The 23,003-nt window shown below is 48.3% G+C and carries 20 protein-coding genes; 10 read left to right on the top strand and 10 right to left on the bottom strand.

Going from position 1 to position 23,003, the window contains the following annotated elements:
* The first annotated feature begins 69 nt into the window (after positions 1 to 69).
* Entirely contained in the window at positions 70 to 1,188 is a 1,119-nt protein-coding gene (locus MKY42_RS13725; protein WP_090896836.1) for a GGDEF domain-containing protein, read from the top strand.
* A gap of 95 nt (positions 1,189 to 1,283) precedes the next feature.
* Here the strand turns inward: MKY42_RS13725 and MKY42_RS13720 are convergent, their stop codons facing one another.
* Positions 1,284 to 1,805, bottom strand: a complete 522-nt coding sequence (locus tag MKY42_RS13720) for a hypothetical protein (RefSeq protein WP_090896833.1) — start codon at positions 1,803 to 1,805, stop codon at positions 1,284 to 1,286.
* A 52-nt stretch (positions 1,806 to 1,857) separates the two neighbouring features.
* Positions 1,858 to 3,474, bottom strand: coding sequence for a GGDEF domain-containing protein (locus MKY42_RS13715; RefSeq protein WP_339851765.1), 1,617 nt, complete (start codon positions 3,472 to 3,474; stop codon positions 1,858 to 1,860).
* Between the two features lie 333 nt (positions 3,475 to 3,807).
* Between MKY42_RS13715 and MKY42_RS13710 the strand changes: the two genes are divergently transcribed.
* The 6 genes from MKY42_RS13710 to mnhG are packed head-to-tail and all read left to right on the top strand — an operon-like array spanning position 3,808 to position 9,716.
* Positions 3,808 to 6,762: a Na+/H+ antiporter subunit A gene (locus MKY42_RS13710; RefSeq protein ID WP_339852895.1), complete on the top strand. Its 2,955-nt coding sequence runs from the start codon at positions 3,808 to 3,810 to the stop codon at positions 6,760 to 6,762.
* A 1-nt stretch (position 6,763) separates the two neighbouring features.
* Positions 6,764 to 7,102 (top strand): Na(+)/H(+) antiporter subunit C, encoded by a 339-nt coding sequence (locus MKY42_RS13705; RefSeq protein WP_339851762.1) that lies wholly within the window; start codon positions 6,764 to 6,766, stop codon positions 7,100 to 7,102.
* Positions 7,095 to 8,573, top strand: coding sequence for a Na+/H+ antiporter subunit D (locus MKY42_RS13700; RefSeq protein ID WP_339851759.1), 1,479 nt, complete (start codon positions 7,095 to 7,097; stop codon positions 8,571 to 8,573). Before MKY42_RS13705 ends, MKY42_RS13700 begins: the two co-directional genes overlap by 8 nt.
* Positions 8,574 to 8,579: 6 nt before the next feature.
* Positions 8,580 to 9,056, top strand: coding sequence for a Na+/H+ antiporter subunit E (locus MKY42_RS13695; RefSeq protein WP_090896826.1), 477 nt, complete (start codon positions 8,580 to 8,582; stop codon positions 9,054 to 9,056).
* The gene (locus MKY42_RS13690) at positions 9,056 to 9,340 is read left to right on the top strand and encodes a Na(+)/H(+) antiporter subunit F1 (protein WP_053782045.1); all 285 of its coding nucleotides are present in this window, start codon (positions 9,056 to 9,058) and stop codon (positions 9,338 to 9,340) included. Before MKY42_RS13695 ends, MKY42_RS13690 begins: the two co-directional genes overlap by 1 nt.
* Positions 9,324 to 9,716 (top strand): monovalent cation/H(+) antiporter subunit G, encoded by a 393-nt coding sequence (gene mnhG / locus MKY42_RS13685; RefSeq protein ID WP_062324636.1) that lies wholly within the window; start codon positions 9,324 to 9,326, stop codon positions 9,714 to 9,716. Before MKY42_RS13690 ends, mnhG begins: the two co-directional genes overlap by 17 nt.
* A 139-nt stretch (positions 9,717 to 9,855) precedes the next feature.
* Here mnhG and MKY42_RS13680 read toward each other — a convergent pair whose 3' ends face one another.
* From MKY42_RS13680 to MKY42_RS13655, 6 genes are all read right to left on the bottom strand, one after another.
* The gene (locus tag MKY42_RS13680) at positions 9,856 to 11,028 is read right to left on the bottom strand and encodes a GDSL-type esterase/lipase family protein (RefSeq protein WP_339851754.1); all 1,173 of its coding nucleotides are present in this window, start codon (positions 11,026 to 11,028) and stop codon (positions 9,856 to 9,858) included.
* A 42-nt stretch (positions 11,029 to 11,070) separates the two neighbouring features.
* Positions 11,071 to 12,090 carry an alpha/beta hydrolase family protein gene (locus MKY42_RS13675; RefSeq protein ID WP_339851752.1) on the bottom strand — a complete coding sequence of 340 codons (1,020 nt, stop codon included), beginning with the start codon at positions 12,088 to 12,090 and terminating at the stop codon, positions 11,071 to 11,073.
* 445 nt (positions 12,091 to 12,535) lie between these two features.
* Positions 12,536 to 14,791, bottom strand: coding sequence for an MMPL family transporter (locus MKY42_RS13670; RefSeq protein ID WP_339851749.1), 2,256 nt, complete (start codon positions 14,789 to 14,791; stop codon positions 12,536 to 12,538).
* A 41-nt stretch (positions 14,792 to 14,832) separates the two neighbouring features.
* The gene (locus MKY42_RS13665) at positions 14,833 to 15,987 is read right to left on the bottom strand and encodes a type III polyketide synthase (RefSeq protein WP_090896815.1); all 1,155 of its coding nucleotides are present in this window, start codon (positions 15,985 to 15,987) and stop codon (positions 14,833 to 14,835) included.
* A 216-nt stretch (positions 15,988 to 16,203) separates the two neighbouring features.
* Positions 16,204 to 16,824 carry a flavin reductase family protein gene (locus MKY42_RS13660; protein ID WP_339852892.1) on the bottom strand — a complete coding sequence of 207 codons (621 nt, stop codon included), beginning with the start codon at positions 16,822 to 16,824 and terminating at the stop codon, positions 16,204 to 16,206.
* A 161-nt stretch (positions 16,825 to 16,985) separates the two neighbouring features.
* Positions 16,986 to 17,981, bottom strand: coding sequence for an iron-hydroxamate ABC transporter substrate-binding protein (locus MKY42_RS13655; protein ID WP_339851745.1), 996 nt, complete (start codon positions 17,979 to 17,981; stop codon positions 16,986 to 16,988).
* A gap of 261 nt (positions 17,982 to 18,242) precedes the next feature.
* Between MKY42_RS13655 and MKY42_RS13650 the strand changes: the two genes are divergently transcribed.
* On the top strand, positions 18,243 to 18,839 hold the full coding sequence (locus MKY42_RS13650; RefSeq protein ID WP_339851743.1) for a hypothetical protein: 597 nt from the start codon (positions 18,243 to 18,245) through the stop codon (positions 18,837 to 18,839).
* A 140-nt stretch (positions 18,840 to 18,979) separates the two neighbouring features.
* Here the strand turns inward: MKY42_RS13650 and MKY42_RS13645 are convergent, their stop codons facing one another.
* Positions 18,980 to 20,221: a multidrug effflux MFS transporter gene (locus MKY42_RS13645; RefSeq protein WP_339851740.1), complete on the bottom strand. Its 1,242-nt coding sequence runs from the start codon at positions 20,219 to 20,221 to the stop codon at positions 18,980 to 18,982.
* Positions 20,222 to 20,262: 41 nt separating this feature from the next.
* Positions 20,263 to 21,009 (bottom strand): GTP pyrophosphokinase family protein, encoded by a 747-nt coding sequence (locus MKY42_RS13640; protein WP_110001138.1) that lies wholly within the window; start codon positions 21,007 to 21,009, stop codon positions 20,263 to 20,265.
* Between the two features lie 382 nt (positions 21,010 to 21,391).
* Here MKY42_RS13640 and MKY42_RS13635 point away from each other — a divergent pair, with 382 nt between their 5' ends.
* Together MKY42_RS13635 and MKY42_RS13630 are read left to right on the top strand one after the other, a co-directional pair.
* Complete coding sequence (locus MKY42_RS13635; protein WP_339851737.1) at positions 21,392 to 22,123, top strand: prolyl oligopeptidase family serine peptidase; 732 nt, start codon at positions 21,392 to 21,394, stop codon at positions 22,121 to 22,123.
* A 134-nt stretch (positions 22,124 to 22,257) separates the two neighbouring features.
* Entirely contained in the window at positions 22,258 to 22,989 is a 732-nt protein-coding gene (locus MKY42_RS13630; RefSeq protein ID WP_256222015.1) for a YoaK family protein, read from the top strand.
* Positions 22,990 to 23,003 lie beyond the last annotated feature (14 nt).

Genomic DNA, 23,003 nt, shown 5'->3' with positions numbered 1-23,003 from the left:
GTGTTTTATAATTAAAATATACGAGAGCGGCGTCTGTCGTATCATTATGATGCAGTCAGCGGTGATATATTGAAGAGTCCACATTCACACAGCAACCATATCCCAACCGAGTACGAATTCAAGCATTCCAAATGGATCAAAAAAATGCTTCGTGCTTACTGGGTCGTCGTTTTAACGCATGTTGTCATTCAAATAGGCTGCTTTCTGTTTCTCGATTATGATCGCACTCCGGAAGACTTCATGATCCATGTATTGTTTTTGCCTACGTTAGCCAGCGCTTTCGCCATTCTGATTGCTAGTTGGGTGGAACGCCGTTTCAGCTTTTTCTCCTTCTATTCCATGTCCATGGCCAGCACGGTGATTGCCTGGACCATCATTCGTGTCAATTACGATATCCGCATTATACTGGCCATATGTCTGTTGCCGATCTTTGCTTCGGTTCTGTTCTTCAACAAGAGACGGGTATGGACGGTGTGCCTCATGCAGATGATTGGTTATATCATCGTACTCTGCGACCCAGACTATCGGCTGTACTTATCTTCGTTTGACATGGTATCCATTCCGGCATTTCTCATTGTAGGTACATATGTTGCACAGTTAATTGTTACGAGCGGCGTTGAGGTACTGGATGATCTGCAGGCCAGTATGCTCGCCAAGCAGGATCTGATTGTCCGAAACGCAATTATGACCAAGCAGTCCAAGACAGACGGGTTAACCAATCTGTATAATCAAAGCTCCTTTAAGGACTACTATGAGAAAGCGTTTGAGTATGCCAATAATGGCATGAGTCTACATTTAGCTCTGATTGATATTGATAACTTTAAGTCAATTAATGATACATATGGGCATCGAGTGGGAGACGCCATTCTGGAGAGAGTCTCTCTGGTCATTCAGGAGAACATCACATCAAGCGATATCGCGGCGCGTTACGGTGGAGAAGAATTTGCACTGTTAATGTTTGAGCAGCCTTTCGAGCAGGCATATGCCTTGGTGGAACAGATCCGCAAGAAGATCGCACGTCTCGTTCATAAGGAGCTTGAAGGCGCTTATATTACGGTAAGTGTCGGACTCAAAAGCTACAGCGCCCATCTGTCCAAGGACAAGCTGTTTGAGGAAGTGGATGCGTGTCTCTATGCCGCCAAACGAACGGGGAAAAATAAAACGATGACGTCCCTTGATCTGGTTTAGTCCTCAAAAAAACGCAAAAAGTAGTGCTGCTCACCGGGAACCGGCTGTACAGCACTACTTTTTTTTACTGAAATCGTCACTCCGAATTTATCGGTTCACTCTGCCCATTCCCAGCGATGTGTATTTTGCTCCAGCTTTGGGTGGAGCTTAACAGGCTCTCCATCAATAATCAGTCGTACTTCTTTAATCCAATCTTTGAACGAATCAAATGATGCAAACTGATTTGCCATCTCCACCGTGAGATACAAGAAATGGGGAGCCGGATATTCCTCTGCCATATGACGCAGGGCTGCTTCGATCGGCGTATACTTCTTTCGCTTGCCTTCCCAGCCTTCGACCCGTACGCGGGAGGATGCATGCTCCCTTCTCCAGTTATGAAGACGGTCTTCCCTTTTGTAAAAAGGCTGCACACCATCTTTGCTCATCCGCTTCACTGTATTCTCATGCAGCGGATAAAGCACAAGTTGCACAAAAGACCGTGTGTCCGCAATAGCAGCGGCACGTTCAAGCTGCTCATCCGTTACGTGCTCAAATGAATCATAGAAAATCAACGTGCCTTTCCGGGTAGCCGGCGGTGGTTCATAGCCATAGGGTACATTGGTATATTTTCCAGACATCTCATCGCTCCTTGCCTGTATGCTGAACAGTGACCTGCTACGTTACATTATATTATTCTCTACCTGTGTTCTTCCATTCTGGATAGAATGTCATTCTATTTTTGCCTGCACGTTTCGATTCATACAACGCCTCATCTGCCATGCGAATAATTTCACTCGGATTACCACTGTTGGCAGGATATTCAGCACCGCCAATGCTGCAGCCAATATGAATCCGCTCATATTCGATAATAAACGGCTTGTTTAGTATCTGTATAATATCTTCTGCATAAGCACGTGCTTCTCCTCTAGAATCTTCTCCCACTGAGCGGAAAACAATGAGGAACTCATCTCCGCCAAGCCTGACTGTGATCCCCTTATCCTGCTTAAAACTGGATAAACGCTGTGCCACTTTTTGCAGCAGAATGTCTCCGGTCTGGTGACCGAGCGTATCATTCACGCTTTTGAAGCCGTCCAAATCAATATACAGGAAAGTCAAGGTATGATCTGTACTTTCCGATTCGAGTGATTCCTCCAAATATACTTCCAGCGCAGTTCGATTGGGCAGACCCGTCAGTTGATCATAATGCGCAAGATTTTGCATGACCACCAGCTCTGAATCCTTATTCCTTAGCGAATTCAGCATATCCCTGAGGGAACGCGACAGCACTTCAATTTCCCTGAAGCCCCGATTTTCCGGAATCTGTACTTGTTCTCCGGCACCAAGTCGATTCGCTACCTGAGTCAGCCTTGCAATCGGAGCGGAGATTTGGCGGGAGATTAGCCAGCCAATCAGCGCGAACAGAACGGTAACAGCCAGTCCTGCCCATACATTGAACCAAAGCATATCTGATACGGAAGAAAACGCCGTTGATTTGAGCTGACGAATAACTACGGTCCATCCAAGACCCGGATAATCCAGATGGCCCTGACTGGTTGCAAATCCTGTAACATATTCTTGCCCGTCTGGCCACTCTTCTATGGACCAGGTGCTTTTATTCTGCCTCGCCGTTGTAATACCCGTTAGTTTCAGTGGTTGGCCAATCCATTCTTTTGGACCAAGCAGCACCGTATTTTCCTTTTGGCTGACAATAAACATCTCAATGTCCTTTTCCTCATGTTTCAACGGTTCCAGGACACTTTCCTCTACTTCCTTCGCCCAAGCCCAACTCAAATGTGCGGCCAGCACGCCAGCAATCTCTCCGTTCTTGTATTTCACCGGAAAGCTGATATCGACAAATTGCAGTGGTTCGCCAGTTGGGTTGGGAAGCAGCTTCGCCAGAAGGACAGCATCATGAACATCTCCAATAAATTTACCCTTGATGCCCTCCTGGTACACAGGTCTATCCGATAAATTTTCACCATGCAATATGCCGTCTGTGGAAGCCAGCACTTTTCCTTTTGGATTTATGAATCCAACCCATGAGAAAGTGGGAAAGCTATCTTGAAGCTGATTGAGCAGCATCTGCATTTCGGCAGGTTCGAAGCGGTCCTCCAGGGCAATCATTCGCCCCAGCAGTTCCAACTCCCCTGAACGCGTCCACATGAAACGGTCCAGCTTGTCCGAGGTCTGAGAAGCTGTGCTCGTCAGCGAGTGACCAATTTCGGTTTCCACAGCGACAGAGGATTTCTGGCTGAGAATATACCCAATCGTCAATGTGACCAGCAGGGATAAAACGCCAAAGGTCATGGTTAGTACAGTTTTAAGTTTAAATGACATCATTGCCTCCAATAAACGGTGAAACCAGCTTGCTTTTTTCAACATCATTCCTGCTGTTAAGAACTACGGGATGTCACCTGTTCGTTTTTATCTTTATCGGAAATAATGTCTTTTTTCATTATATAGATCCATACAATATGGGAACGATATTCACACCGTGTTTCTTCCATTCAAAGAATAGTCACGATTCTGTATATACATACTTGGGTTATGAATATAGAGAGCAAGCATGCTCACAGAGCCATATGGGCAATGTTTGCCACAACAAAGAGCATTAGAAATTCAGTCATTGGGGGTGTAATGTTGAGCCTGCTTCATGTTGTTGTAATTCTGCCTTTTGCCGCTGGGATTGTACTCGCCATGCTGCATCGATTCTTCCGTAAAATACATATGGGATGGCTGGTTTTACTTGTCCCAGCCCTATTATTTGTTTATTTTGCGAGCCTCGTACCCGCCGTGTCTCAGCGGAATACGGTATCCGGGTATATCCCCTGGATTCCGTCACTGGACATTGGATTTAATCTATATCTGGATGGTCTAAGTTTGCTGCTGACACTGTTAATCACCGGAATAGGAACATTGGTGGTTCTCTACTCCATTTTCTACATGGATACCAAAGAAGCCTTAAACCGCTTTTACCTGTATCTGTTGATGTTTATGGGAGCCATGCTTGGCGTGGTGCTGTCAGACAATATGATTGTGCTGTATGGATTCTGGGAGTTGACCAGTATTACGTCTTTTCTGCTGATCGCTTTTCACTACAAACGTAAAGAATCCACCTCCGGCGCACAGAAATCGTTCCTTATTACCGTATTTGGCGGATTCGCCATGCTTGCCGGATTCATGCTGATGTACCTCATGACGGGCACGTTCAGCATCCGGGCAACCATTACGGAATGGGGACAGATTCAGGACAGTGCACTGTTCTTGCCTGCTCTTGTGCTGATTCTGATCGGAGCTTTTACGAAATCAGCGCAGTTCCCGTTCCACATCTGGCTGCCTGACGCCATGGAAGCTCCAACACCCGTCAGCGCCTATCTGCATTCGGCGACCATGGTGAAGGCGGGGCTGTATGTCGTCGCCCGGTTTACACCCATCTTTGGTGGACAGGGATTATGGTTCTGGCTTGTCACCGGGGTTGGACTGCTCACCCTTTGTTATGGATCATTCCTTGCCGTGAAAAAAAATGACCTTAAGGCGATCCTGGCCTATTCTACCATCTCACAGCTTGGTCTGATCATGTCTCTGCTCGGCGTTGGCTCTGCGGCCATCTATTTCGGATATGGCGAATCCTCCGCGATTTACACGGTTGCCATTACGGCAGCACTGCTTCATCTGTTCAATCACGCTACCTTCAAGGCGGCACTGTTCATGGTCGTTGGCATTGTGGATCATGAGACAGGCACGCGGGATATAAGGAAACTCGGCGGACTTGCTTCATTTATGCCAGTGACCTTTATGGTAGCGCTCGTCGGAGCACTCGCCATGGCCGGAATTCCGCCGTTTAACGGATTTCTGAGCAAGGAGCTGTTCTTCCAGGCTATGGTGGAAGTAACACATCTCCGCATCTTTGGACTCGGATCATGGAGTGTACTCTTGCCTGTCTTCGCCTGGCTCGCAAGTGTGTTCACTCTGATCTATGCGCTTATTATTGTGTTCAAAACGTTCCTCGGTCGCACCCGCAGCGAGATCCCTGCCGAGAAGCTGCATGAAGCTCCCGTTGGCATGTTGATCCCTCCGGTTATTCTCGGGTTACTCGTGATCATATTCGGTCTATTCCCGAATCTGCTGGCTGGATCATTAATTGAACCGGCGATGGCTGCTGTACTTCCATCGCTGCTGAACGGGAATGAGCACTTTGATGTTCATTTCTCCCTATGGCATGGCTTCACACCGGAATTAATCATGACCCTGGGTGTAATCGCCCTCGGTATTACATTGTACAAACTGCTGCCGCGCTGGAGAACGATTTATGAGCACTATCCGCAAGGGTTAACGATAAACAATATGTACCATGTCATACTCGATAATCTTCAGCATTATGCACGCAAATGGACGGAAGCCTATATGAATGGCTCGGTTCGTAATTACCTGGTATACATTTTCTCGTTCACCGTTGCACTGCTGGTTTATGCCTTTTTCCGCTCAGGGGAAAACATCACCTGGAATTTCAAGGGCAACGCCCCATTCTCTTTCTATGAAGCAGTACTGCTCGTCGCACTGATTGCAGCAGCGGTTTCGATCCCTTTTGCCAAGAACAGACTATCTGCAGTCATTATGACAGGCGCAGTGGGCTACCTCGTCACATTGCTGTTCGTGCTGTTCCGAGCGCCGGATCTGGCATTGACCCAGATGATTGTCGAAACGGTATCCGTTGCACTGTTCCTGCTCTGCTTCTATCATCTGCCCGAACTGCAACGGGGCAAATCAAGCCGCCGCTATCTTAGTGTGAATATGGTCGTTGCCATTGCGGTAGGCGTGGTTATGACCTTTGTTGCATTAGCTGCGAGCGGAACCGCGTCACTGGAGAGCATTTCCGACTTTTTCATTCAGGAAAGTTACAATCTGGCTGGCGGCAAAAATGTCGTCAACGTGCTGCTGGTGGACTTCCGTGGTTTCGATACCCTTCTGGAGATTATGGTACTCGGGGTAGCTTCATTGTCCATCTACTCCATGATTAATCTGAATCTCGAAGCGAGGGACCTTGGTGCTAGACTGAAATTCCGCAAGAAAGAACAGACTGAAGAAACCGAAGAAGATACGGATGACAAATCGGACAATACGAAAAAGTATGGCAACCGTGAACGCAGCTCGTCAACGTGGGATACCGTTCCACTCCAGAGCAACGATGTGTTGTTGCAAACGACGACCAAAGTTGTTGTCTTTATCATTCTGACTTTCGCGCTGCATTTGTTCTTCGCAGGACATCATAACCCGGGTGGCGGGTTCATTGGCGGTCTGGTCACCGCTGCGGGTCTCGTGTTAATTGCGCTGGCATTCAGTACAGATACTGTACGCAAAGCGTTACCTATCGATTTCCGCACCATGACGGCCATCGGGCTGGGCATTGCCTTATTGACTGGAGCAGGCTCGTTTTTGTTCGGCGCACCTTTCCTGAGCCAGACCTTTGGTTACTTTGAGCTTCCAATACTCGGAGAAACGGAACTTGCAACCGCGATGCTGTTTGACCTCGGCGTATACCTCGCCGTCCTGGGCGTCACCATGACTATCATTCTACAGATCGGGGAGGATCGCTGATATGGAAATATTGATGTGTGTGGCCGTTGGCATTTTGTTTGCAGTCGCCGTCTTTTTAATCTTATCGCGGAGCCTGCTCCGAATTGTGCTCGGCATTTCCATACTCACTCACGGGGTGCATCTGCTGCTGATTACGATGTCCCGTCTCAAAACTGGAGCACCGCCGCTGCTTGGGGAACACGCTGAACGCTACGTCGATCCACTTCCCCAGGCGCTAATATTAACATCCATTGTCATTAATTTCGGACTTACCGCCTTTTTCTTTGTACTCTCCTATCGATCCTATTTGAAGCTGAAAACAGACGATATGGAAGAAGTAAGGGGGCGTCCTTATGAATAATCTCGTTGTTCTGCCCATTCTGCTGCCACTGATTACCGGGGTTATAGCCCTTCTGTTCTTCCGGCGGATAAGCATCCAGCGGGTTGTGAGTGTTGTTGGCCTTTTGCTGACAGCAGCCGCTTCAATCATGCTGATTACTCAAGTGGCACAGTCCGGCATACAGGCACTCAATATGGGAGGTTGGGAACCACCCTACGGGATTGTACTTGTTGCAGATATGGTATCGGCCTTGCTCGTTGTGGCCGCTTCGATCATTGCACTGGCGTGTCTGCTCTATGCCTTCCGCAGTGTGAATAAGGAACGGGAAGAACATCATTTTTACCCGTTCTTTCATTTCCTGATTGCGGGCGTGAACGGTTCGTTTCTTACCGGAGACCTGTTTAACCTGTTTGTCTGCTTTGAACTGATGCTCATCTCTTCTTATGCGCTGATTGTATTAGGAGGTACGGAAAGACAACTACGGGAAACGATCAAGTATGTCTTGATTAACATTGTTTCTTCAGCGCTTTTTGTAGCTTCGATTGGCTTCCTCTATTCTGTTACCGGCACATTAAACATGGCCGACTTGTCCAATCGGATCGCCGAAGTTGGGCAGAGTGGAGTCATCACCTTGATCGCTGTCCTCTTCCTGATCGTATTCAGCATTAAGGCCGGACTGTTCCTGTTCTTCTGGTTGTCCGGCTCTTACGCAGCCCCTCCGGCAGTGGTCACCGCCCTATTCGCCGGTTTGCTGACCAAAGTTGGCCTGTACGCCATTGTGCGAACATTCACACTGATTTTCTATCACGATCCGGACTTCTTCCACACCCTTATCGGCTGGATGGCTGGAGCAACGATGGTTCTAGGGGTAATCGGGGCAATTTCCTATCGTGACGTCAATAAAATTCTAATCTACAACGTGATCGCAGGGGTGGGATTTGTAGCCTTCGGGATGGCTGCTGCCAGCCGTCCTGCACTGGAAGGTCTGCTCTTCTACATGCTGCATGATATGCTCATCAAAACACTGCTATTCCTGCTCGGGGGCGCTCTGATCGCGGTCGCAGGCACCTCCAAACTCGACAATATGGGCGGGCTGATTCACCGCTATCCTCTGCTCGGCTGGATGTTCTTCATCAGCGCACTTGCGCTGGCAGGTATTCCTCCGTTCAGTGGATTTCCTGGGAAATTGTTGCTATTTGAAGGCGGGTTGCAGGCAGGTCTGTACGGACTGACAGGCATCGCCGTCCTGTCCAGCCTGCTGATGTTGTATTCGGTTCTTCGCATCTTCATCCAGGCGTTCTGGGGTGAACCGCCGACAGGCGCAGTGAGAAGACCTTATGCCGTGAACGGCCTGCTCATCCCTGCCGGAATTCTGTTTGTGTTCATCATCGCGATGGGCGTGGGGGCTGAGGGCATGTTCCAACTGACCTCCCGCGCAGGCGACATTCTGCTGCATCCCAATGTTTATATTGATGCAGTGTTGAAGGAGTAGATGCGTATGGCCTTTCAGATTGTACTGAATCTGATCATTGCTTTTGTATGGATGTTTCTGAATAATGCGTGGAATGGTGTTGGCTTTCTCACGGGTTATCTGCTGGGTCTGCTATTGATTGGGAGCATGAGACGGTTCTTTCCGCAACGCTTCTATATCGTTCGTGTCTGGGCGATCATCAAGCTGATTGTCTTACTGTTCAAGGAACTGGTGCGGGCCAGTATTGAAGTTATTCGCCAGATTGTGAAGCCGAAGCTGGATATTCGACCCGGCATATTCACCTATCAGACACAGCTGTCCTCTGACTGGGAAGTTACACTCCTTTGTCTGCTCATCTCACTGACGCCAGGTTCCCTTCCACTCGAAATTTCAGGGAATCAACGCAAATTGTTTATTCACGCACTGGATATCAAAGACGAACAGAAAATGAGTGATGATATCAAAAATACGTTCGAAAAAGCCATTATGGAGGTGACACGATAATGTTATCCTCACTGTTATTCATTTCCTTGCTTATTCTTTCCCTCGCTATCCTGGGTTGTCTCTACCGGGTGCTGAGGGGACCCTCCATGGCCGATCGAATTACGGCATTGGATACGATCGGCATTAACGTCATTGCCATCGTTGCTGTTCTATCCATGATGCTTCATACCCAAGCTTATCTGGATATCATTCTGTTGATTGGCATTCTTGCTTTTCTAAGCACAGTTGCATTTGCACGATATATTGAACGGGGGGCGGTATTCAAAAATGAAGGAGATCGTTGATGGAACCGCCGGAATTGTCATTGGGCTCATTGTATTGCTGGGCGCACTATTAAGCGCATTTAGCGCATTCGGACTGATCCGACTGCCAGACGTATATTTACGGGCACATGCTGCCACCAAAAGCACTACACTCGGCGTGCTTTGTGTACTAAGTGGAACGTTCCTCTTCTTCTGGTATTTCGATAACTATATCAGTGCTCGGGTATTACTTGGCATTGTGTTTGTATTTATCACAGCACCAGTAGCCGGACATCTCAACGGACGGGCTGCCTATCGCACAGATGTACCCCTATGGGAACAGAGTGTCCAGGATGAGCTTGAACCACTTTTGAAAGGTAAAAAGGTCAACCATGAAGCCAAGGATATGATGGAATAGTCACCAGGTTTACAATCAAATCCCCCCGGGACATGCCGCGGATTATGCGACCGTCCCGGGGGGATTTCTGGGTTAAATGCTTAAGCTTAGTCCAATCTATGTTTGTGGAGCAGTGGAACGTAGCTATATTTTAACCGAATCAGAATCCATTCAGTCCCTGTCTTTTCAGATCCGCAGCAACGATTCGTGCAAGCTGGGCAGCCCCTTCACGATTCGGATGCAGCGTGTCACCTGACATATACAAGGCCAATGTTGCAGCCGGGCCTATGGAAGTGAAATATGCGGAACTGAGTTTGTTCAGTTCTACAAGCGTTACTCCCTCTTCCTGAGCCAGTGCACGTGTAGCTGCATTGTACCAGCGATTTTCCGCAGTATGCACATTCGCTGAATTGAAATCAGTTGCCCGACCCTGAGGTGTCGATAGAACGACGGTGGCTCCTTTATTTTTGGCCTGACGGACCATGTCACGCATGATCTCTTTAAACTCCGCTTCCGTGGTATTGTTCTTGGCATTGGTATCATTAATCCCTAATTGCAAAATAAAGTAGTCCCCTGGCTTAATATACTTCAGAATCGCTTCCATCTGTCCATCATCGCGGAAGCCTCTTGCAAATTGACCACTAGAGGCCATATTGCGAACCTGAAACGTACTGGTATTCACGTAGGAAGGAAACAGCTGTCCCCAGCCACCCTGTACACTGCTGCTGAGCGGATAGTAATTGCAGACCGTTGAATCGCCGCCAATATAGATCGTACGGTTCGTCACCGTCTGATTCGAAATTTTCCGGATTTCAAGTGCGCTGAGTGTAAATGCAGTGCCTTGTTTCCCTTCCGTAACCAACAGATTTAACTGTCCATCCGTCACCGGAATTTGGAATTGATCGGTCGCCCCATTACCCGTCATATTAATGATCTGGTATACGCCTTCTGCCGCCACACTCGATCTGGCTGTATTGCCCAGGACTACCTTCACCTCGTAAAGACCGTTGGACAGATCCACATTAAACGTATTCGTACTCTTCGTTCCAAAAGTTACAAACTGTACGGCATCGCTTGCAACACCTGTTCCAGAGGCAGAAACATTACGCATATTGGCAGGTGTATTGAATCCATAACCTTTCGCTGAAGTGTAGGCCTCCGTTGCCGACACACCTGTGTAACCGTTCTCAACTGCACCCGCGCCAAAGTCAAATTTGTACTCATTCGCGGCAGCTTGGACGACCTGTCCTCCATTAGCTGTCAGTGCACCTCCAATCAGACTAGTAAACAGGGTTAGGCAGAGCAAATACCGAACGGATTTTGACCATTTCATAACTAAACTCTCCTCTCAAAGCTTCATTTATATAGGATTGCCCTACAGAACGTTATCCAGCCAGTCATAGGCTTTCGCTCCACTGATCTCATGACCTCCTGTAAAAAAGTCTGCATCGAGCCATTTCTGTGCTCGCGCCTGTTCATAGATCTCTGTCAATCGTGCATACGCTTCTTTTGCTGTTGGCAGCGGAAATACCTGATCTTCACTTCCGGCTTCAATAAATAGCGGCCTCGGTGCGATCAGCCCTATGATATCCGGCAGCTCTGCCTCCCTCAGAATTCCTGGAATGTAATTGTCGAGACAATGATTTCTATCCAATATGCTGCCGTGGAATGTACTTGCGTAACCGCTCACGACAGCCGCACGGCAGCGTTCATCCAATGCAGCAGTGAATGCCGTCACGAGTCCGCCACCCGAGATACCCATGCTGCCGATACGTGCCGGGTCAGCTTCAGGACGTGTGGTTACATAATCCAGCACACGCATCGTTTCATAGATTCGGTGCCCAGCAAGCGTCTGCCCTGTCATGAGCAGATGGGCGGCAATTTTGGTACAGGAGCTTGCGCCGGGTGGTGCGTTTCGATCCTCCTCCAGCCTGCGGTCACCAAATCCAAGCAATTCAGGCGCCGCAACCACATATCCACGCTGTACAAGAGCGACGGCAAAGTCTTTATGCAAGCCAGGCTCTCCACTACGCGGTGAACCGTCGGGTTCCATACCTGAGATCTCCCTGCTGCCATAACCGTGACCGTGGCAAGCTATAATAGCTGGGCGCGATTCTTTGGTAGCGCTTACTACATTTGGTATTAGCATATAAATGGGCATACGCAAACCAGCATAGGTCGTAATCTCAACCCGCTCCCGTATGTAGCCATCACATGAGGTGCGTTCGAGCAATACGGGATTCAGCTCCGCCGCCACGGACGGGAAGCCACCCAGCCGATCAATAATCCGTGCTCGCAACTGGCTGCGCCATTGCTCAAGAGATTGCCCCCTCTGATAGGCGGAGCGACCACGCGGGCTTGTTTGTTTTTGCAGATAAGATTCAATGTCTGACATTACCGTTTCTCCCTCCTGTGGATTCAATTGATATATAAATTGAACTAAAGAATATTTACACTTGCCACTCCGATGACAGAACAACCTTCCGATCGCTGTTATGCCCAGATTTTTTGAATTCCCTTTTTCAAAGGGGAACATCCGGTGATAAAGGCGAGGTGTATGCTTCCGATGCAGCTTTCTTTCTTCCATAAAGCTTGCAGCTCCGCTTCTTCAGGTTATTTCTGTTCTCTCCGTTCTCGTGTACATGTTTTGTTCAATTTATATAAACGTATGTAAAAAGATATATGTTGGACTTGTCCAGTCTATTATAAATCACAGTACAGTCGGTAAATTGAACATTATTGCCTGTTTTGCGCTGAATTCACACTATTTTGATGAAAAAAAGGATGTTCTCGAGTACCTGATCTTCAGGCTCCGAGAACATCCTTCTTAATCAGGCCTTTTATTCCCTATGCCCTGGTAGCCACCAGTTCAATCTGCCCATCAGTTTCATGAGTGCAGGTACCAGCACCAGGCGGATCATGGTTACATCAATGAACACCGCCGCTGTTATTCCGATTCCCAGCTGTTTGACACCCGCTACGTCAGCAAAGGCAAACGGTACAGTCACTGCCAGCAGAATCGCTGCCGCCGATGTAATGAGACGTCCAGTTGAAGCCAGTCCTTGCTGTACGGCCAGATCACTATCCCGTGTTCGTCTGTAAACCTCCTGGATGCGAGTCAGCATAAATACGCCATAATCCATCGAGATACCGAAGACAAGCCCGGCAATGAATACAGGAATCATAATAGCAATAGCAGATGGTTCCATGCCAAGATGGCCCTGATTAAATACCAGTACGAGCACGCCGAAGGAAGCAGCCAAGCTGAGCAGATTCATCAAAATGGCTTTGATTGGAATGAGCAATGACCGAAATGCTACGAGCAATACGAGATAATTTGATACCACAACAAACACCAGCACTTTGGGCAGTTGTCCAGAGATCTCTTCCATGATTTCATGCTGCATGACTGCTTCTCCCCCATAACGCAGGGGTACGAAGGGTATGGAGTTAACGTAGTCCTTTGCCCTCATTTGTTCCAGCCAGGATGCTGCCTCATCGGAACCCGGTGCTCCGTGAATGGTAGCCACCATACGAATAGAGTAGTCGGACACATATGAACGCTGCCATGCAGGCTGCTGAGATGTGGTTTCTTTCAGCGCTTCACGTAAAGATGGTGATGGAATGTTCATTTGAGGTTTGATATGAGCTTGACCTGAGAGCTTGTCCGGCAGCATGATTCCCCATGCGGACTCAACAGCCACCACATTCGAATCCTGCTGAAGCTCTCGCATTTTACTCAACGCCATCCGCCAGTGGTATAAGGTCAACGGCTCTGAAGTTCCACCAATTACAATCTCTACAGCAGAGACGTTCTTTTGTCCAAAAACGCTCTGGATCTGCTCAGTCGCCTGCCGAGACTCCATCCTGTCAGGCAAGGAAGAAGCATCGGGGATGGCCAACTCCAACCGGGTAACCGGTAGAACAAAAATAAGCAGCGTACCCGTTCCAAGCAGCGCCATCCGAACCGGCCGTTTCATAATCATGCCTGACCAGAATGCCCAAATCGAGCGTGACGGCAACGATTGTTGATGCTGGCCCTGTTTTGAAGAGAAGGAACGCCCGGAATGTTGTCTAAAGATTCGCGTAGAAAATAGGGATAGTATTGCTGGCAGCAGTGTTATATTCAGCAGAACCGATATGATGAGCACAATAATGGCTCCAAGGGATACACTCAGGAACATCGGCAATCTAATCCAGAGCAGACCGAGCAGTCCTAACAGCACACAAGCCACAGAAAAAAATACGGCTCTTCCCGCTGTACGCAGCATTCTCTGGAGAACCTCTTCGTCACCCAAACCTGGCTCTTCACTATTCTGACCTTGCTGGAGTTCTTCCCTGTATCTGCTGAGAATAATCAGAGCAAAGTCTATGCTGAGCGCCATTCCCACCATCGGAATAACGTTGATCACAAAGTTGGAGAGCGCCAGATGGTAACCCATCAGGGATGTAACTCCCATTGCCGTTATGACGCCGGATACTCCCATAATGACTGCAATCAGCGCTGCATAAAGACCTCTGAATGCAAAACACAAAATGATGAAGGCAAGCGGCAATCCCACAACCTCTGCACGTTCCAAATCTCGAAAGCTGAGACGGTTTACATCCTGCTGGACAACGGATTTCCCTGTTATTCGGATCGTTCCCTTATCGTCGGTTCTAAGCACGGAACGCAGCTGTTCCAACGGCTCCCCCATCTTGTAAGGCGGTACATCAAACGCCAGCAAAGCGTAGGCCACATCCCCCCGCAGCATCCGGCTTCCCCGCGCTTCAAGCGGAGAGATTATGGACGTTACACTTGAAAGAGTGCGTGCCTGTTGCAGACGATCTTTAATCCAGCCCCGAAATTCAGCAGGGGTAGTGCCGTTCTTTTTTTCAAATAGAAGAATAACCGGATCAGCAGGAACGTGGAACTCTTTCTCCAGAATAAGCTCTACAGCGTGAGCATCTCCATGGTTCCAATTCAATCCATGATCCTGAACAATGCCAGGCAATTTCCAGGCCCAGACGGCTGACATCCCGATGACAAACACCCAGCAGAGAATGATGAACCGCGGATATCGGCTAATGAGAACAGCAAGGCTGCGATAACCCATACCCAAGCTCCTCTGCTATCAGATTGGTAATTCCGCTTCTTCTAAATTACGCCTTGATTCACTGGTTCTCTTTCTTCAACGGGGGCAGGAACATAAGTAAAAGGAAGCAATTCCGCTGTCAGTCCCGGTCCAAATGCAAGGGCTATTCCGCTGGAAGCTTCTTTCTTTTTACGATAATCATCGCGGATGGCTTGTAAAACAAACAAAATCGTCACAGAGGATAGATTTCCATAATCCCGTAAAATGTTTCGACTGTAAGCGACCTGTTCATCTGACAGCTGGTACAGCTTCTGTACCGCATCCACAATACCTCTGCCTCCAGGGTGGATCGCCCAGATCTCCGGTAGATCGCTGCCGTTCAGCAATTGTTCAACCTCTGGGCCAAGATGTAAACCGAGCAGCTTCGGAATCTGTGGCGAGAGATACAGATCGAAACCGGTATTTCCCAATTCCCAGATCATCTCTTCCGAACAGTCTGGCAGCAACACGGAATGCCCACTACCCAATCTGAACAGTTCTTTGCCTCCTGTCCCGGACAGGCCCACAACACAGGCAGATGCGCCATCTCCGAAAAAGGACGCTGCGAACAGATCATCTCGCTTGGCGGACGGCTGAAAATGAAGGGTGCACAGCTCTACACATACGATAAGTACCTTAGCATCTTGGTCACTCGTCACAATCGAATTCGCCAACTGTATAGCCTTCAGACCCGCAGCGCATCCCTGGAACACAAGCGGAATCCGGTTAATACGCGGCGATAGTTCAAGCTGCTGAATCAGCCGAACATCTAGACCGGGCAGGAATTGCCCTGTACAACTGACGGTAATGAGATGTGTAATTTCAGAAGTCGAAACGGCGGCATCCTCGAGCGCCTGATGCGCTGCCTGAATTCCAAGTGGAACGGCTGCTTCCTTATATTTGGCCATACGTTCGGCTGTGGTCGGAACGTTATCCGTCTGGGTAAAGGGCAGATAACGGCAAGACTCTACTGGCTCCAGCAGGTTCGGTTCACAGGAATAACGCGTCTCGACACCGCACTGGTTGAATATTCGCTTGGCCCATCGTCTGGAATCCGGCTCATGCTCCAGCGCTTGTGCGAGCCGAGCAGACACATCCTTTTGCTCAATCCGGTGAACAGGCAATGCCGTTCCAATTCCCATGATACTTGCAGTTACGGTTCCATCAAGTGGGTTCATCGGCTCCAACCTCCTTATATATAAAATAGGTTCATGTCACATGTGCAGGATATAGTACAAGTCTATTCGGGGTTTGCCCTCTTTATGTTCACGAAACAAGCAAAGACGGACAACACATGCGAATTCCACACATGATTGTCCGTCTTTTTAAACAACGATACTACTTATATCTTATCCAGACCCATCCTTCAACAGGTCGTTCAGCCTGCTCAGCTGCTACTCCGGCCTGACCACCGTAAATCTCTCGCCAAGTTTGGCATAGTCATTCCCGGCCAGCCTGCTAATCGGTTTCAACTGATCCATTAATATATATTTGGTGGTAGGATCATACACGTTCTCACTGAAATGGTATTGTACAATACGAACCAGAAGCAGATCACTCACAGGTTCTCCCTCATCATTCGATATCGGAATATGCTGATACAACTTACATTCCATGCGAATGAGTGCTTCCTGTATTGCTGGTACGGAGACCACAGTACTTGGTACAGTCGTCAGATTTGTCCGTTCCAGCTCACTTTCGTGGGGCTCCAGCATGGCAGCCGTCTCGTTCATGTCAAGAGCGATCGATTCATCACAAATATGTACCACGAGTTCTTTCCTCGAAAGCACATTGCGAGCCGTATCTTTCATAACACCGTTCTTGCGTGCAATAGATATGGATAATATCGGCGGATCAGAGCTGACTACATTAAAAAAACTAAAAGGCGCTGCATTAATGACGCTGCCATCCTGTGAAAGAGTTGTCACAAATGCGATGGGGCGTGGCACCACCGACCCACTCATCAATTTATAGTTATCTCTGCCCGTCAATGCTCGCGGGTCCAAAGTATGCATCATAAGTTATCCCCTTCCGTGATCGTGAAACGAAACTCATCTCTCACGAGCTTCGCTTCATTTTAATATTATATATCGTAAAATGTTGAAATCACAAAAAAACTCCCTGGTGCTCATCGCACCAAGGAGTATTAAACATTCGGATTCGTATTTGATATTGTTTATTTTACAATACTTTTCTGAATGTCTTCCATAATTTGAAGGTTCGCTTGAACACCGCTATACAACCAGCTTCTCGAACGGGTAAATTCGAACAAGTTACCGTTTTTCACTGCCGGGATGCTTTGCCATACCGGATCTTTCAGTGCTTCTGAACCAGTACCTTCATCACTATTCACAAAGAACAAGTAGTCTGCATCCATTTCCGCCAATTTTTCCAGCGAGATGGAGGACCAGTTACCTGTCGCATTGGCAGAGATTTCTTTCACCACTTCGGGCTCAGCAAGTCCCAATTCCTTGTACATCACTTCACCACTGGATACATTGTCACTTACGATAAAGAATTTGCCGCTTACCAACCAGATAGCCGCTGCCGATTTCGTTCCACCTGTAACCGTGTTGATTTTTTCCTTGATTTCTGTGGCTTTCACTTCGTAATCATCCAGCGCTTTTTGTGCTTCATCGCCTTTATTCAGAATTTCGCCGATTTTTAGCAGGGTTTTGCGCCAATCGCTATTGATCTCATCGCCAAGTACATAAGTAGGCGCGATCTTGCTGTATTGAGCGTATTTCTCGCCTTCAACCACACTTTCGGAACCGATAATAATCAGATCCGGGTTGAAGCTTGTGACCGCTTCGAAAGGAAGATCGAAGGCAATTGTTGGAATGCCGTCCAGATCTTTTTGCAGATACTCCTGGATTCCATTGGCTACGGACCATTGGGCAACTGGCTTCACGCCGAGTGTAACCAGATTATCTTCCAGATACGAAGCGATGATCCGCTCCGGATTTGCAGGAATTTTCACTTCGTGACCCATTGCATCTGTCAATGTACGTTCTGTCGGAGCTTCTGTCTGTGTCTCTGTCTCCGTTGCTGTATTGTTCTCTCCTGCTGCTGTACCGTTGTCTGCTGGCTTCGATCCACATGCTGCAAGCCAGATGGACATGACCATTACGGTGATCAGAAGCATGATCATTTTTTTATTGTTCTTAAACAAGTGACTATCCCCTTTCAAGATGAACACCTCAATGGATTGAGTTGTTATGTCAGACTTAGACGTTTATACATTATTCATGCATATAATACTGGTATGTACTTTTGTCCAATTCCATTGACAATGATAATTGTTATCAACGAAGTTGTCAATGCAGCTTTTGCCTTTTAAGGACGAACGGCACCTTCAGTAGAACAATTCACATTTAGGCGGATGCCGCCATATGCTGATTCCAGAATACGACGACAGGAAGGATGTTCGTACATGGATTACGCATATAACTCAGGTTATGGAGAAGATCGCTCCTATCAGCTCCCGCCGCTGTTCCCAGGAGGCGCTCCTGGCGGTCAGCCCGCTCTAGGAATTCCCGGAGGACCCGGTTCTTATCCCCCATTCATTCCCGGCGTTCCAGGCGGAGGCACAGGGGGGCAACCTCCCTACTTTCCTGGAGGTGTCCCCGGCACGGCACCGGGTGTGCCCGCACAGCTATCACAAGGCAATCTGCCTGCCTTGCTTAGTGCCTACCCTCGCCCAGTGGGTCAGCCCTCTGCAGAGATGGTTTTCCTGTATAACCTGATCAAAAGCAGCCCGGGCCTTCTACCGCTATTTATCCAACAACAGCCACAGAATCTGACCCAAGCTGTGCAATTTGCCCAATCAGGAGTAGCAACGCCTCGTGATCCTGAGCAACGTGTACTGCAAAATTTCTGTTACAACCGTTGGTCTCTCGTATTCACGTACAATGACGTTTACTTAATGTGGCCATCCACCAATCTGTTCGGTTTTGTCATCGGTTACTTCTATCCGTTCCTGACTCCAGGTATCCTGCTTAATACACAGATTTTGTTTGCTCTCTGCTAAATCGCGTTCACATATAGAACAAGCGCCCCAAATGAAGGAACGAGCCTTCCAATTGGAGCGCTTTTTGGGATTTACATTTTTTCTTAGTGTTATTGTCAGCCAGTCTTTTTTTCTAATCAGTGCCACCACGCAAAACCAATTCACGCCAGCTGCTGTTTCCCCTGACGTTTCCCTCTCTTGCTTTTGCCTACCATTACAACATAAATCAGCAATGCACCCAGATCTGCACAAGCGATGACAATGCCCATTGGTACAGCTGTGCCTTCTCCTCCAAGACCCACAAGTGGAGCAACAATACCGCCGATCAGGAACGTCATCACTCCAATAAGTGCTGATGCACTGCCTGCTGATTTCTCCTGATTGGCCATCGCCAGTGCAAAGGAAGCCGTATTAACCAGACCCACACTGGATACCACGAGAAATAACGGGATCAGGACCGAAATCAGATTACCTCCTGCCAGAATGGCGATGAGCAGAGATGTTCCTCCCAGAGCAGCAGTTATCAGTCCTGCGCTCAACAGACGAGTTTCAGATACTTTACCCGCAAGTCTTCCGGCGATCTGACTTGCCAAAATGATACCGAGACCGTTAATGGCGAAGCAGACACTGAACATTTGCGGGGAGATGCCATATATTTTCTGAAGCACAAACGGCGAACCTGATATGTAGGCAAACATGCCAGCAGATACAAAACCTTGAGTTAAGGCGTAACCCATGAACAGACGATCCCCTGCGATTCGGCGGAATGTAACCAGCGTCTGCTTCAGTCCTCCGCTGGATCGTCGTTCTGCAGGCAGTGTCTCCCCTAGACCAACCACAACAGCAACTAAAGTCAAAATACCAATGATACTCAGCAAAATAAATACACCGCGCCACGACGTATATGCAAGCAGTTGCCCGCCGATAATTGGTGCAGCAATCGGTGCAACCCCGTTAATCAGCATTAAGAGGGAGAAGAAACGTGTTAGCTCCGGCCCGGAATACACATCCCTCACCACTGCGCGCGAGATAACGATTCCCGCTGCTCCCGCTGCCCCCTGAATGAAACGCAGCACAACAAAAGAGCCCATCGTAGGGCTGACCAGGCAGAGTATGGAAGCGATCGTATAGAGAATAAGACCCGCAATAAGCGGTGTACGACGACCACGCACATCACTTAGAGGTCCAGCCAGCAGCTGCCCTGCGGCCAGTCCGACCATACATGCCGTTAGACTGAGCTGGGCATAAGAAGTGGATGATTGAAATTCATCGGCCAGTGTGGGCAGTGCTGGCAAATACATATCCAGGGACAGCGGCCCAAAGGCCGACAGTGTCCCTAAAATCAATGCCATACGTGCACGGGATGTAGAATTGGTGCTTAATGAAGCTGGTGAGCTTTTCATATGAATAACATATTCCTTTCCCTGCGGTAGTTCACGTTTCCTTACTGTTCCCCGTCTCCCAGCAGCTTGAGCAGGTTGGAAGGCAATGTAAACTGTTGATTGTTAATGATAATCCGGCGCAATTCTTCTTCATCACGTTCGTTCTCGGCGTCCTTGATCTCCTGAATCTCCCGGTGCAATCTCTCCATTTGCTGATCCAGTGCGTTGGCAGAGTCTGCTGCACTTTTCAGTTCTTTGGTTAAACGCTCGGGAACATCCTTATTGTATTTATAAAAGATTTTATGCTCCAGGCTCGCCCAGAAATCCATCGCAATCGTACGAATCTGAATTTCCACACACGCCCGTTCTTCTCCATTAGACATATATACAGGCACCTCAACCAGAAGATGCAGGCTTTGGTAACCGTTTGGTTTCGGATTCTGGATATAATCTTTCACTTCCAGCACGCGCAGGTCACTTTGGTTGCACAGCATATCCTTAATCCGGTAGATATCGGAAATAAAGGAGCAGGTAATACGAACACCGGCGATATCCTTAATATTTTTCTTGATACTCTCAAAGGTTAGCTCGTGATTCTTGCGGAACATCTTGTTCATAATGCTCTCAGGTGACTTTAATCGGGATTTCGTATGTTCGATCGGGCTGTAATCATGCAGGGACTGAAATTCTTCCTTCAGCACCTCAATTTTGGTCTCCATTTGATCCAAAGCAAATTTATAGATCATCATAAATCTCGTAATTTCATATTTAAATTTCTTGAATTGATCAATCGGATGTGGAGCGTTCATCATGGTTTTCTTCCTTTCTTCGTACACACTAAAGTTAGTTTTTATAAATAAGAGGACAGAGGTCAATCCACATGTCTCCTGAACCATTATAAATCATATGGAGCCAAGAAACGAATTTCTCGCACCGAACGGCTGTTGCTGGTTGAAAGGTATGGGAACATCGTTTAGGCGCATCCTAAAGAAGAATCATGCTCAATTAGCACGCTATTCCCGTTGAAAGAGGTCGATTCCCCTGCTCTATCATGTGACGTATGCGTCCGATTCGCTTCGGGTAAAAGGCTATTTATGCCTGCCTGACGGCTGCTCCTTACCCGCCTTCTCACCGTTAGAAAACACCCATAGTAACTCTGGCTTCCAAAGATTAGCCGTAATGCAAGAATCCATGCAACTGCAACAGCTCGCAAGCCGCTACCCTCCTGTAGAAACACACACCATGGACGGTATTGCTGTACGTTGGCCGGTTCTGATCTATTGCCGCGGCGGACTGGGCAACTATGGTGGGGTAAATACCGCTTGGCTGGAGCAATTTGTCCACAAAGGTTATATCGTGTTCGCTCCATCATATCGTGGTAACGAGGGTGGCGAAGGACGCGACGAGTATGGCGGTCGAGATGTAGAGGATGTACATGCAGCTTACCGGCTTGTGCAAGAGTGGCCCTTTGCCAATACAAAGCGAATTTCAATAATGGGATTTTCGCGTGGAGCCATTAATGCCGTACAGACAGCAACGACCTACAATGAAGGACCTACGCAGGTACATAAACTCGTGCTTTGGAGCGGTGTCGCCGATGTGGAACGCACCTATCATGAACGAACCGACTTGAGACGTACTTTGAAAAGGGTGCTTGGCGGTTCACCGCGTTCAGTTCCGGAAGCTTATCTTGCCCGTTCCCCCTTGTCGAAGGCACACAAACTTCATTGTCCTGTGCTGATCATGCACGGCACGTCTGATACGCAGGTGAATTACAGTCATGGAACCCGGATGTATCATTGGCTGAAACGCAGAGGTGCCAACGTTACGTTTCACGCTTATGGGGGACAGGATCATCGTTTTCAGGAGAGGATGCATGAGGCGGCAGTGAACAATATGTTTGACTGGCTTGCAGCACCTTAGCTTCAAGGTAGGGACGATTTATACCTGTTTGCTGAAAAGGAAAATTTGCATTTGATCATGAGCTTCATTTTGAAGAATCACGCGTTGTGGATGTATACTGGAGGGGTTACGTTTTTGGGAAAGGACGGATGATCATGAAACAAAATACCCTCCAAAAGTACGCGATGCTGCTGCTATGCATGTCTGCCGGAATGGTCGATGTGATCGGATACCTGGGACTGGGGCATGTGCTTACAGCCAATATGACAGGTAATATTGTGCTTCTGGGGATCGCGATTGCCCGTGCTCAGGAGTTTGTTGTGCTGCGTGCACTCCTCGCCCTCATTGGTTTTATTGCCGGAAATGCCATCGCTGCACACATGATTGGACATGTGCAGACGAAAAATGGCTGGTCTTCCCGGGTCACCGCCGTGTTCACTGTAGAAAGTATATTGCTTCTGCTCTTTGCATTCGCCATGATCAGTCCTTATTCGGAACAACTATCCTATCTGCTGATTGCCATGCTGTCCACAGCTATGGGGATGCAAACGACTGCGGCACGCCGCATTGGAATTGCCGGTATCTCGACGACCGTGCTCACCAATAATCTGGCCGCCGTGGTTGAGGATGCGGTAAGCATTCTTCAGCGACTGCGACACGCCAATATCCGCTCGCTGGTCAAAGCGCTATCAGCAGATGCCTACCTTCGTGCTGGTGCCGTTGTAATCTATTTGGGCGGCGTTATTCTAGCTGCGATGTTGTTCCACCACGTACCCATGATGGCAGTCTGGATACCTGTTCTGATCGTTGGTGGAGTCACCCTTTTCGCACGGTTATACTCCAGAGGAACAACCAAAGCAGCGTCGACGGATGACTTTCAAAGTTAGCTCTCATGTAATTC

This window comes from Paenibacillus sp. FSL W7-1088, assembly GCF_037969855.1.
Taxonomy (GTDB): domain Bacteria; phylum Bacillota; class Bacilli; order Paenibacillales; family Paenibacillaceae; genus Paenibacillus.
Note: the sequence above shows the minus strand (reverse complement) of the source record. Positions and strands in the feature narration are given on the sequence as shown.